This is a genomic window from uncultured Maribacter sp. (genome assembly GCF_963975365.1).
In the GTDB taxonomy this organism is placed as follows: domain Bacteria; phylum Bacteroidota; class Bacteroidia; order Flavobacteriales; family Flavobacteriaceae; genus Maribacter.
This window is the reverse complement of record NZ_CAXBGF010000009.1, coordinates 61,854-75,678: the sequence shown is the minus strand read 5'-3', so window position 1 is coordinate 75,678 and position 13,825 is coordinate 61,854. Positions and strand designations below refer to the sequence as shown.

5 protein-coding genes are annotated in these 13,825 nt (G+C 37.2%); 3 read left to right on the top strand and 2 right to left on the bottom strand.

Annotation, left to right across the window (positions count from 1 at the left end; all coding sequences use genetic code 11):
* Positions 1-54: 54 nt before the first annotated feature.
* Positions 55-1,176, bottom strand: coding sequence for a PQQ-dependent sugar dehydrogenase (locus AACZ49_RS11540; RefSeq protein ID WP_339654857.1), 1,122 nt, complete (start codon positions 1,174-1,176; stop codon positions 55-57).
* Positions 1,177-1,304: 128 nt separating this feature from the next.
* On the opposite strand from AACZ49_RS11540, the gene AACZ49_RS11535 reads away from it, so the two are divergent.
* The 3 genes from AACZ49_RS11535 to AACZ49_RS11525 all read left to right on the top strand — a co-directional run bounded on the left by AACZ49_RS11535 (position 1,305) and on the right by AACZ49_RS11525 (position 11,964).
* Positions 1,305-9,875, top strand: coding sequence for a T9SS type B sorting domain-containing protein (locus AACZ49_RS11535; protein ID WP_339654855.1), 8,571 nt, complete (start codon positions 1,305-1,307; stop codon positions 9,873-9,875).
* A 149-nt stretch (positions 9,876-10,024) separates the two neighbouring features.
* On the top strand, positions 10,025-10,738 hold the full coding sequence (locus AACZ49_RS11530) for a PHB depolymerase family esterase (RefSeq protein ID WP_339654852.1): 714 nt from the start codon (positions 10,025-10,027) through the stop codon (positions 10,736-10,738).
* A gap of 17 nt (positions 10,739-10,755) precedes the next feature.
* Positions 10,756-11,964 (top strand): multiheme c-type cytochrome, encoded by a 1,209-nt coding sequence (locus AACZ49_RS11525; protein WP_339654849.1) that lies wholly within the window; start codon positions 10,756-10,758, stop codon positions 11,962-11,964.
* Positions 11,965-12,056: 92 nt separating this feature from the next.
* On the opposite strand, the gene AACZ49_RS11520 is transcribed toward AACZ49_RS11525, so the two are convergent.
* Positions 12,057-13,811: a RagB/SusD family nutrient uptake outer membrane protein gene (locus AACZ49_RS11520; RefSeq protein ID WP_339654846.1), complete on the bottom strand. Its 1,755-nt coding sequence runs from the start codon at positions 13,809-13,811 to the stop codon at positions 12,057-12,059.
* Between the last annotated feature and the right edge of the window lie 14 nt (positions 13,812-13,825).

Genomic DNA, 13,825 nt, shown 5'->3' with positions numbered 1-13,825 from the left:
ATAAAAAAACGCATTAACCTAACTAGTAAGGTTAATGCGTTTATATTTTGCGGCTTATTTTAGGGGGATTAATTTATAAATACCCTTCCCCTCAACCGCAACATATATCAAACCATCTGGACCTTGTTTTACGGCTCGAACCCTACCAAGGCCATCCATTAATTTTTCACGTGCAATAACTTTATTGCCGTCTAAAACCAATCTCTCTAAATATTGAAAGGCCAAAGAGCCTACTAATAAACTTCCTTTCCAGTCGGTATACTTATCGGTAGTAACAAATGCCATGCCACTGGGTGCTATAGAAGGTACCCAATAATGTATAGGTTGTTCCATGCCTTTCATTTCTGTTTTGTCTGTAATAGGGGTTCCCCCATAATTAATCCCATAGGTTACCAATGGCCAACCATAATTAGCACCTTTTTTTATGATATTTATTTCATCTCCGCCTCTTGGACCATGTTCATTGTCCCAAATTTCATCAGTCTCAGGATGTTTAATTAAACCTTGAGGATTTCGGTGTCCATAGCTATAAATTGCAGTTTTTGCACCTTCAACATCAACAAAGGGATTGTCTTCAGGAATTCGCCCATCATCGTATAAACGATAAATTTTGCCACCGTCTCTTTTAATATCTTGAGGATTAACATCTCTATCTCCTCTTTCGCCAATAGAGAAATAGAGATAACCTTTGTTGTCAAAGGCAATTCTTGACCCGAAATGCTGACCTTTTGTGGTGTTTGGCACTGCTTTGTAAAGCAGTTCTTTATTGGTTAAAGAATTATTTTTCAGTTTGGCTCTCATTAAAGCTGTGTGTCCTCCTTTTTCATCACCTTCAGCTGATGCATATGTAAAATAAATCCATCCATTTTTTTCATAATTAGGATGCAATTCAATATCTAAAAGTCCGCCTTGCCCACGTTGGTAAACTTCTGGAATATTACCGATTATCGATTTTTTTCCATTAGAAAAATGTATCAATTTCCCTTCTTTTTCGGTAATTAAAATACTTTTATCAGGAAGGAAGGCGAACCCCCATGGAATCTGTAGGTCATCGACGAACAACTCTGCTTTGGAATTAGTGTTTTTAGGTGTATTTATTTTATTTTCAGCATTTTGCGCACAAGAAAAATTAAGCGTTACAGCGAATAAAAGACAAAAGATGATACTATTTTTCATATTGGTACGTTAGAAATATATTAAAGGACATTTTATTATTTAAAGATAAGATATAAGTATAAAAAAATTACACCAAAGAACGGTAAAGATCCCAAATCGCTATTGTTCTTAAAAACGAAACTTAACCTATGCTACCAAAAAAACAGCGGTTTACGCTGTATATACTTTTTCTGATTGTAATTTCAGTAATCGGTACAACGGCAATTGCCAACTCTACGGTACGTACCCTATACGAAGAGGTGGCTAATGTAATCGAAACGGCTGTTTCGGTTTCTACCAAAAATCAACCCACTTTAGAAAAAGAAGTTAATGTTGTCCGTAATGCCAACTTAGCAACTTCAGCAATGTTCGCAACTATTATTGTTGGAGCTGATGACACGGAAAACTGTGATGATAATGGATTTACAATTGCGCGTTTTAATTTATGTGGTGATTATGATGATCGAATCATAAGTTTATCAGGTGGAACATATAGCTCTGTTTCATGGCAGATTTTAGGAGGATCATGTAGTCCAAATGTAAATACAGAGTGCCCTAATACAGGTTCTTGTTATACACAAGTATCAGGAGGTCAAACATTCGCGTTGGATGCAAGTACTGTTCCTTCGACCACTGGCGCAGAATACAGGGTTATTGCGGACGGACAAACGTATTATTTTAAAGTTAAGAAAAGTACCATTACGCAAACTGTAGTAAAAAATGATTACATCTGTGGTGTAGATGGTAGAATTCAAATAACCAACTTATCTAGTGCATATGAATTTAGCATGGACAACGGTAGTGGTTTTGGGGTATGGCAAGGTCCAATATTCTCAAATTTGGCACCAGGAACATATAATATTAAAGCTAGATTAAAAAATACCGCAAATACATGTGAGTACCCTTATGAACCAATAGTAATAGAAGAGAAGGAGATTGAAATTTCCGCTACTTTTACAGATGCACTATGTAATGGTGATACGGGTAGTATTACCGTAACAGCATCTAACGTTCCTGGTCCTTATAAATATACGTTGTTAAATTCTAGTGGAGTTGCCCAAGAGTTTACTGCTTTTGTTTCTACAAATCCCTACACGTTTTCTGCTGTAGGTTTTGGAACATATACAGTACAAGTAGAAACACAACAATGTACAGGAGACCCTTTAAATGGAATTACCCCACCAAGACAAAATGTAGATACAAGCGGAAATCCACTAACCATTGGTGCCGGAGCTTCGGCTCTAGATGCATCTACTGAGGTAAATAGTAGTTTTGGTTGTTCCAATATTTCTAGTGTAGATATTATTTTAAATACAATAGGTGGTTCTGCTCCTTATACATTTACGGTTAATGGAGGACCGGTACAACCATCTTTTGGTAATGCTTCTACAGATTCAGGAACAACTACCTATACGGTCGCAACAGATGGTACTTATGATTTTGTCATAACCGATAGCAATGGTTGTATTATTAATGCTTCTTCCGATGTAGAAACACTTTTGCCACCAGATATAACTGTTGCTGGTATTGACGGTACTTGTAGTAATGGAGGTTCGAAATTAGACTTTACCATAAATAATGGTAGAGGTTATAATATATCTTTTAGGGAGAACACTTCTGAGCCATGGGTCAGTACACCACAAATTTCTGTTGCGGCAGGTACGTATAATGATATTGAAGTAAGATACCAGCAAGGTGGTTTTGAATGTACGCTTGATTTGCCTTCTGTTACAGTAAATACGGTAGGTTCTTTAACGGGTTCTGCCAACAAAATTTTAGATGTTACCTGTACAGGTTCAGGAACAAATGGTGGACAAATAGATTTTGTAGGTCCATTTTCCGGGGGGTCTGGTAGTGGTTATGTTTTTAGTATTGATGGTGTAAACTTTTCAGCCATGACATCATATACAGACTTATCTGCAGGTACTTATACACCTATTATACGTGATGCAGGTGGATGTCGCTTAGAACTTACCTCTATAGCAATTTTAGATGTAGATCCACCAACAAATTTAGATTTTGTTCAAAGTAATATTAGTTGTTCGGCAGGTACTTCTGATGTTCAGTTGACACCAACGAGCAATGCAGCCATCAACAGGTATGAAATAATAAGTCCGGCTTATTTTGATAATGGTAATAATGACACATTTACTGGATTATTAACATCTCAAGCCTATATTTTTCAAATTACGGATGTTAATGGTTGTACATATACGGAAGGTTTTAGACCAATTGTTTTAAGTTCTATACGTGTACGTGTAAAGTCGGGTGGTGATTTAAGAGTTTGTAATGGAGCTACTGATGGAACAGGAACATTTATAATTGACGGATTTGCCAATAACTATACGTATGATATAAATGGTGGTTTGTTTACTGGCGGTCCACAGAGTGATACTGAAGTTGTTCTTCCGTTATCTGGTGTGGGCACTTATGCTATTACCATAACGGATGCCGATACTGGTTGTACAGATACTGCCTCTTTCGATATTCAGGATGCTCCGGTTTTAGACTTATCTACAAGTGTTGTTACTCCAATGAGTTGTGCATATGGCAATTTAGGTGCTGTTAGAGCTACAGCAACTGGCGGATGGGGAGCATATAGATATACGTTAACACCACCAACCGGACCACAAATTGGTCCAAAATCAGGAAGAACTTTTAGTAATCTTTCTGCTGTTGGAACCTATACCTTATCTGTAGAAGATGCCGAAGGTTGTACGGATACTTTTTCTTTTGATTTAAATCCTATTGATGCTCCGTCTGTTTCTTTAGACGGTCCAGCATCTGATTTCTGTTATGTGGCCGGAATAGGTGCTACGATATCCGTAACCTCAATTGCAGGAACAGCAGCCTTAGGTACGCATCAATATAGAATTAATGGCGGAACTTTGCAGGCGAGTGCATCTTTCTCTGGACTTGCACCTGGGAATTATACAATTGAAGTTGTAGATGGCAATGATTGTTCTGACAGTATACCTGTAACAATAGAACCTCAATTAAGAGTAAATACTAGTATAGATACTGAAATACCTTGTGGTGGAGCCCCTGGTCAAATTAGAGTAATGATTAATGGGGGCTATACTTCTGGGGCGGGACCAAAGCAATATGAGGTAAGTGCTGATGGAGGAACTACCTTTGGAGCAGCGATTCCACTGATATCTGACGATTTCTTATATCCTACATCAGTACCTGGCAATTATGTTTTTAGAATAACCGATAATAATACTACGAATAGTGGCTGTGTTGCAAACTCTGTTTCGATTACATTAAATCCGCCTCAGAATATTGCAGCGGCTGCTTATACTACTAGACCAGTTAGTTGTAGTTCTACAAATAACGGAGCAGTTACAATAATTCCTGATGCCACTAGTGGAGTACCACCATATGAAGTTAATTTCAATGGAACTGGTTGGGGTACTGAAACTGTATTTTCTAGTTTAACCGTAGGTACTTACTCTTATTTGGTACGAGATGCTAGAGGTTGCGAAACTGTATCGGCTACTGTTGATGTTGTAATAGATAGCACACCGCCACCTGCTACAATAGTTTCTGAAGTACAGGCAGTTTGTGGTGGTAGCGGTCCTGTAAGTGGAGGTATTTCTATTGATTCCGTAATTGATGGTACAGCTAATTATATATTTATAATTGAAGATAATACGGGAGTAGAAATTACAAGAATGGAAGATGTAGCAACTTTACCGGTACAAATATTAGATGCAGGTTTAGTAACTGGCGATTACACGGTAATTACTATTGATGCTAATGGTTGTACAGATATAGATACGGTTACCATTACTTCCAACGAAGTTGTGATAACACCTATACCGCCACCAGCTCCTTTAGATTGCGATGATACAGCTTTTACCTACTCGGTTAGTGTTAGTGGAGGTACTGGTCCTTATCAAATTAGATTAATAGATCAACCAGGTTTTTATAACTTGAACAATACACCAGCAGTTAATGATCATACGTTTGATAATGCTACAGACGGAATTCAATATGGTGTAGCATATACCGTAGTAGTTTTAGATGTGGGTACAGGGTGTACGTATGAACAAGAGATACCTCCAATAGACGGACCTTCAACATTAGAAGTTACGGCAACTTCAACACCTGGGGCATGTGATGTAAATAGAAATGGAGAAATAACTTATGATATCCTTGGCTTTACGATTGGTGATGCCTTAAGAATTGAATTGATAGATAATTCAGATGGCTCAAGTATAATTCTTGAAAATTCTGTAACAACATCAGCATTGCCTTATACAGGTACATATGCAGAATTACCAGGAGACTATCAGATAGTGGTTGAAAATTTGACTGATACCTGTACAGATGCCGCTCCGGTTACTATACTTCAAAACTTACCTGATATTGATATCTTACAAGAAGTTCCTGCAAATTGTAATGCTTTTGGTCAAGTAACCGTACAAGGTAGAGGTGGTTCTGGTGGACCTTATGAATTTGCCTTCATGGATACTGGCGTAGCTCCTGCAGGTTGGACTACAGATACAACATTCTCTGCACCAGAAGGTGACTATGATGTTTATGTCAGAGACATTTCAGGGTGTACTTCATTCGATATCGCAACGGTTATCTTGTTACAGCCAGATTTACCAATTCCAGATTTTACCGTTGTAAATCAATGCGACCCGACATCAACAGCTTTTGATATTACAGTTCGAGTACCGAGTTCCGTAAACACACCTAGATTTACACTAGGCGGAGATGAGCAATTACCATCAATAGTAGGGTCGAATTGGGAATATACGTATACCGTAAGCAGTCCTGGAGATTATGTAGTAGATGTAGTGGATGCGAATGGATGTACAAGTCAAGGTACCACTACCGTATATGACTTTTTGTCTGCTACAGGTAATTTTGAGACTGATAGTACTTGTAATGATGCAGATGGTGAAATACGTCTAAGTACATACGGAGGAAGTGGTGATTTTACTTATGTTCTAACAGGAACGGATTACAATTCTAGTGCTATAGGACCAGTAACTCAAATAAATGATCCTTTGTTCATTGGTTTAGCGCCTGGTAATTATCAAGTTTTAATTGCAGACCGTATTGTAAATGATGGCTCTGGTTTTTGTGAAACTACTGTTTCAAATATTATTTTAAATCAAGCAGCACAACCGGTGATTATTTCAGAAGAAGCAGTTGATATTAGTTGCAGAGATGAAAATGATGGGTCAATAGAAGTTGTTGTTGGTCCTGCAAATGCGCTAGTTCCTTTTACATCACAAGATACTCCTATAACCTATATTTTAAATAACCTGACCACTTCTACGGAGCAAGATAGAAATATAACAGGTTCATTCGCAGGATTACCTGCTGGTGATTATCAAGTTCAAGTGGTAACCGCTCGTAATTGTGAAGTTTTGTCGGCAGTACATACTATAGATAATCCATTAGATTTTAGTATTACAGCTAGTGCGCCAGACTTTGCCTGCGAACCAGGTACTAATAGATATAGTTCAACAATTATTACAGTGGGCATCATTGATGCAGGTACTGTTGGTTCTGGATATCAATATAGCATTTCAGGTTTTTCAAACTATCAATCCGGCAATACTTTTGAAATAGTAGATAATGGGTCCGCGCAAGACATCACAGTTTATGCAATAGATGGCAACGGTTGTCAAACAACTTTTGATGTGCCGACTATCAATCCACCAACAGATGTTATTCCTACTATTATTGAAATCGATATTCTAAACTGTAGAGACGACGAACGTGTTCGTGTAGAAGTTAGTGGAACTAATGATTTTACCGTGAATACGATATCGGTATCTTCTGTTCCATCTTATACTAATTCCCCAGGTGATAATTACGTTGATGTTTACTTACCTGATGTAGGTGATTATTTATTCGAAATAACGGATAATACTGTTGGGTGTACATACCCAATGCCAATTCACACGGTTAATCAACCTGTAATACCTACGGCTTTAATCAGTGAGGCCAAGCCTGTAAGTTGTGCTGTGCCAGGCAATGATGGGGCGTTATTCATAACTGTTGGTAATTATATCGGTGTATTTGATTATGAAGTTTATGAAGCTAGCGATGTTTTAAGATCTATACTTTTGGCTTCAGGTAGTTTCGATACTAATAATTATCCAGATGGTAATGGTGACGAAGCACGAATAGAAAATTTACCAGGAGGTAATTTAATAGTAGATATCGTTTCAACGGGTATGCCGTTTTGTTCTGCGACAAGTAATGTTGCCAATATCAGAACTCCAAATGGTCCCCTTCAGGTTACTGCGGAGTCTATAGGAAATGTGAGTTGTACCAATGATATGGGTGAAATAGTTGCTACCGGTACCGGTGGTTGGGATACTTCGCCTTATGAGTATAGATTATTAATGAGTACCGATGGGGGTACTAGCTATACTTCTGAAATTGCTCCATTTTCAAATAATAATGAATTTACGGGTCTTTCCTTTGGGTTCTATGGAGTGGAGATTAGAGATATAGAAGGCTGTACCGTTACAGTTGAAATAGAATTGGAAGAAGTTCCACAAATTATTGCTGGTATTAGAGAGCCACAAAGTCTAGATTGTCCTAATGGTAACAATGCGGTTCTTGAGGCTTATGATGTAACTTCTGGTGATGTAATTACAGCTATAGCCGGCGCAAGTGGAGGTTTTGCCAATGCAGGTTATAATTACACTTTATTGTATTTGAACAGTAATGATAACACGGATATCGTATCTGAAAGTGGATTGCAAAACACCCCTACTTTCATTGGTGATAGTGGTGGTTATATCAGTGCAGGTTGGTACGCTATAGAGGTTTCTTCTAGTTTTGGATGTTCATTTGTAACCGATGCGTATTTCGTAGATCCACCACCACCAATTCAACCTTTATTGGTGCAGACAAGAGTGCCTGGTTGTGGAGGTGATGGCGAGATGAGGTTGACAGTTGAAAATCCGGACCCACTATTTATCTATGAATACTTGAGGGTGGAAAATGGAGTAATTATTGGAACTTATATACCTATGATTGGAAATTCAGCTACAGTTTCAGGCATTGAAGGAATAACGTATCAATTTGATGTAAGAAAGGTAAACTCCGCAGGAGCTTGCCCGGCAATACGTTCAAATGGTATTACCATGACGAATGCAACGGGTATTACGTTATTACCAAATTTACCAGATGATATTTCTTGTGCTTCAGAATTAGATGGTAGAATTGAGTCATTTGTAAATGGTGGTGTAGGTGAAGACTTATTTTATCTTTATGATGGTGATCCAATAGATGCCTTTAATCCATCAGCGACAGCTACCTTGGTAAGAGGTCCTCAAGAGAACGGTACTTTTGAAGCATTACCAGAAGGAACAAGCTATTATATCGCAGTAACGAGTGGTGCTACTTGTATGGATATTGCAGGTCCGTTCGAAATCATAAGACCAGAACCTATAATTTTTGACGCTTTACCTACCAATGTAACCTGTAATGGTGAAGAAGATGGTACTATTACTGTTTCGGTAAGTAATGGCGGAGTTGGTTTAATTCAATTTGCTATCGCACCTAATTTTAATGATTTCTTTAGTGATGCGGATAACCCAGGAATCTATACATTCGATGAACTTGCCGCTGGTACTTATGAGATTCTAATACAAGATGAGAATGGTTGTTTTGAGAAAGATTTCATCACTGTTGAAGAGCCAGATCAATTAGAAGTTATTAATATCAGTACAACTCCAGAGCTTTGTATTGGAGCCAATAATGGGTCTGTGGTTTTCGATATCACAGGTGGTACCCCTTTTAATGATCTCGTAGTGGGTGCTACTCCATATTTTGAATATAAAATTGAAATGGTTGATCCTATAGATGAAACAGGTACAGCTACTTTTGCTCCATACAACGGAGAGATTATTGAAGATTTACAAGGAGGGGCATCTTATGTTATTTATGTTCAAGATGTTAATTTATGTTCAATTTCCGAACTTTTCACCATAGATATAGGAGTAGATTTGAACGCAGAACCACAAGTACAATACGGTTGTGAAGGGATTTTTCCAACAAGTACCACTACCATTCAGATGATGGATGATGAATTACTTTCACAACTTATGTTCGCTTTAGATCCTTTAGATCCTACAGATGCTGTTAGTTCTAATGCTACAGAAGAGTATGTATGGGGTGATTTACCTGCAGGTGACCATAGAGTATATATATATCATCAGAATGGTTGTACCAACAGTTTGGAATTTAATATTGAAAGTTATGAACCTTTAAGCCTAGCTGTTGATAAAACCGGACCTAACGAGGTGATGGCTTCTGCTGCAGGTGGTTATGGTGAATATGAATTTTTCTTCAATGGGGAGTCTTATGGTGAAGAAACGACATATACTACCAATGAAAGTGGTATGGTTAATGTTAGGGTTGTAGATGCTAGAGGTTGTGTTCTAGAACTGAATGTACCTTTTGAATTTACTGGTATGTTAGAATTCCCTAATTTCTTTACACCGGATGGAGATAATTTAAATGATATATGGTCCCCTAAGAACAGAAATCTTTTTGCTGGAGTAAGTGTTAAAATTTATGACCGTTATGGCAGGGTAGTCGCCATTTTAGATGAAGTTAGTGGTTGGGATGGTACTTATGAAGGTAGAGAAGTGCCCACAGGTGATTATTGGTATGTTGTAAATGCTAATAGTAATGAAATACGATACGTAGGCCATTTTACCTTGTATAGATAATCCTATTTAAATATAGAAGAGGAGATACAAATTGTATCTCCTTTTGCTTTTGATATAATAGGTAGTTTATAATTATAAGCCCAATTTGCATTACACTCTAAAAACAATCATTTTTAGGTACATTTGATAGACAAACAGAGCTATCGTTAATGAAGTATATTTTATATAGTATTCTATTGGTTATTTTTCAGAGTTGCGCTTCTCAAATTAAGCCAGTTATAGTAGATTCAGAAATGGAAACCAATGTAAAAGAGAATCTTGCTTATTATCTATATTACCCAGAAGATTACCATGAAGAGCCCGAAAAGAAGTTTCCAATTCTTTTATTTCTACATGGCGGTGGTGAATCTGGGGATAGTTTAATTACGGTTAAGCGAAATGGTCCTCCAAAATTAATCGTTCAAGGTAAAAAATTTCCATTTTTAATACTTGCACCCCAAAATCCTAATGCAAAAAAATGGTGGAATACCAGAGCCGTTAAACAATTGCTAGATTCGGTAGTAGAGGGAAATCGAATCGATAAAAATAGAATTTACTTAACAGGTTTAAGTAGAGGAGGTGGAGCAGCTTGGGAAATGGCCGTGCAATACCCAAATACATTTGCAGCTATGGCTGTGGTTTGCGGAATGACACCTTTGCCTTATGCATCATGGATTAATAAGAAAATGCCGATTTGGGTATTTCATGGCGAAAAGGATAAGTCTATTCCTATCGAAGAATCTGAAACAATGGTTGCCAGGCTTAAGGAAATGGGGTATGAAGTGTTATTTACAAAATACCCTAATGTAGGGCATAGTGCTTGGATTAAAGCTTATGAAACTGAGGCATTATATGATTGGTTTATGAATCAAGAATTAAAATAAGTATAGCGCTTAATTATATGAACAATAAAATTTATTTGAAATACATCATATTTTTAATTGTAAGCATATTGCTGATATATGGAATTTGGTATATGAATAATTCAATTAAAATTTCAAAATATATTGATCCCGAAATTATAGCTACACATTACAATGGCTCTAATTTTGTAGGGTCTCAGACTTGTTTGGAATGTCATACAGATATTTATAACACACATATAGAGACAGCCCATTTTAATACATCATCAACTGCAGATAAGGAACATATTAAAGGTAGTTTTAAAGAGGATTCTATTGAATTGAATCTAAAAGGAGTTAAACTTATAATGTTAGAGGAAAATGATGAATATTTTCAGGTGTCAGAGCCAAAGTTTGGAGACATTGGCACTACTACATCTAAGATTGATATTGTTGTTGGTTCTGGGGTAAAGGGTCAAAGTTATCTTAGTTGGCAAGATGAGGATTTAGTACAGTTACAAGCCTCATATTTTCAACCTACAAGTTCATGGGTCAATAGTCCAAATTTCCCAGACTATTCACTAAATAGAAAGGTGGATGATAATTGTCTAAAATGTCACGTAACTTTTGCGAAGAATAAAAATGAATCAGGAATTGGAAATTCTTATGATCGCTCTAAAATTATTTTGGGTATTGATTGTCAACGTTGTCATGGTCCATCTGAAAAGCATGTTATTTATCATCGTAAAAATCCAGAAGCAATAAAGGGTGAATTCGTTGATAGCTATAAAACATATTCTAGACAACAAAGACTTGATGCCTGTGCAGTTTGCCACTCTGGCTTGCAGGGGCAGCAAATAAAAGGGAATCCTTTTTCATTTCTAGCTGGTGATACATTGTCGTTGTATTCAAAAAATTATAAAAATATAAATTCTAAAATAAAATTAGATGTGCATGGTAATCAAATGGGGCTTTTGAGTGAGAGTGAGTGCTTTATAAACTCACCCAAAATGGACTGTTTAACATGTCACAATCCTCATAAAAATCAAAGAGCGGATATGAATATTTTTAATTCAAAATGCTTGACTTGCCACGATTCAAATAGAGTTAATAGTGTAACTGAGAACCATATTCATGATAACCAACAGAATTGTATTGCATGTCATATGCCTTTAGTGCCTTCTGAGGTAATGAAGTTAAAGTTAGAAAATGATTCCGAAGAAATACCTGTTTATATAAGAACTCATCTGATAGGAATTTATAATTAATAAAGTTGTAAAATATTGAAGTAAAAAAAGAGAGGTTGAAAATTTTATTTCAGCCTCTCTTTAACTAACAAATAATTAACAAACTTAAATTCTTAATAAGCAGGATCTTGTGTTATAGTAGGTTGACCTTCAATTGACGATCTATCTATTGCTTCTATAGGAATTGGAAAGAATTCATTTTTTCCTGCTACGAAAGATTTACCTGATAAATATGTTCTTTGCTGAGATTCACTTGCGATATAGGCATTAAGTGTTTCTGCAGCAATACCCCATCGTTGTAAATCAAAAAATCGGTGACCTTCTAAAGCAAATTCTAAACGTGTTTCAAAACGTACTGCTTTTCTTGCTGTTACAGGATCTGTCCATGCAGTATCATATGTAGCGATATCATAATTTGCAGCAGGTGTGCCGGCTTCAATAGTAAAATCGTTACGATCTGTTCCTTGAGTTGCTAATGGCACAAAACCTTCTGGGTTAGCTGCTCTCGTACGAATTGCGTTAACCAAAGTTCTAGCTCTTTCTAAATCACCTAATTCAACTTCTGCCTCGGCCAACCATAAATAAATCATATCCAATCTCATGATTCTGTAATTGTTAGCAGAAAGGTTTCCCCAGCCACCTTGACCAAAAGCTTCTGGTTCAGCCACGTGTTTCATAGAGAAATATGGCCCTGCATATGATAGATCACGAACAAAATCGGTTTGGTAAATTTTAAACCCTTTGTATAGTATTCCTGGACGACCAACTGAATGATCTAATCTAGGGTCTAAAGTGCCAGTGTAGGTAGACAATGTAGTGGTTGCATCTGTTTCGGATGAAACGTTAGCATCATTGAACGTATCCAACATAGGTAGACCATTTTCAGTTTTATAAGCGTTAACTAAGTTCTGTGAAGCTTGGTAAAACCCACAACAACCCCATGGGTCGGTATATGGGTGCGCTAAACCAATACCTCTATTAGAAGCATCCCCAGAAGCGCTACTAATCGCATATTGAACTTCAAAAATAGATTCCGTGTTGTTACGGGTAGCTACTTTGAAGTTATCCTCAAATTTATCCATCAACTGAAATGGGCCATTATTAATAATATCATCGAATATTACTTTTGCCTCTCCCATTTTTGCTGTATTAGGGCTACCATTGGCATCAAACCCTTGATAAATTTTCGCTTTACCTAAAAACGCTTTGGCAGCCCAACTTGTTGGTCTACCTACATCTCCTTGTGTTGCAGGTAAAACAGCTGCTGCGGCGGCTAAATCGGCCTCAATTAATGGCCAAATTTCTCTATCATTTGGTACTTTAGTGCTCTGAAGGTCATTAAGTACGAAATTCTCATCACTTATATACGTTGGCATTCTCCACATTTTTCTTGCCTCCATATGAAAGAGACCTCTAAGAAATCTTGCCTCTGCAGTAATCTGTGCCCTTCTTTCATCGCTAATATCCTCTACTTGTGCAAGGGTTGTTAAAACAATATTAGTAGCTGCTACACCTTTATAAAGACCTCTCCACTTATCTCTAATGTGAATATTGAACGATTGAAAATCATATGCCTCTATAAAAGATTGTTCTGGTTGATCACCCGCATCGGTACCTTTTAAGGCATCATCTGAAGCTATGTTGAAAACCCAGCTGTGAATATCATTATGCCAAGTTTGCCCTTGAAGACCGCCACCCGGTACCATTGTATAGGCTCCAATAAGAAGTCCCTCAACACCATCAGCGGTTGCGACATCTCCTTCACTGAAACTACCTTGCGGTTCACGTGTCAAAAATTCATCACTACACCCGGTTATAAAAACCAGTGCGGTGAGACATGCTGTGAAAATTAATTTTCTCTTTTTCATGATATGTATTGTTT

Bases quoted from the DNA above. Each gene is read 5' to 3' on its own strand.
- AACZ49_RS11525 (WP_339654849.1), top strand. From the start codon at position 10,756: ATGAACAATAAAATTTATTTGAAATACATCATATTTTTAATTGTAAGC.
- AACZ49_RS11540 (WP_339654857.1), bottom strand. From the start codon at position 1,176: ATGAAAAATAGTATCATCTTTTGTCTTTTATTCGCTGTAACGCTTAAT.
- AACZ49_RS11530 (WP_339654852.1), top strand. From the start codon at position 10,025: ATGAAGTATATTTTATATAGTATTCTATTGGTTATTTTTCAGAGTTGC.
- AACZ49_RS11535 (WP_339654855.1), top strand. From the start codon at position 1,305: ATGCTACCAAAAAAACAGCGGTTTACGCTGTATATACTTTTTCTGATT.
- AACZ49_RS11520 (WP_339654846.1), bottom strand. From the start codon at position 13,811: ATGAAAAAGAGAAAATTAATTTTCACAGCATGTCTCACCGCACTGGTT.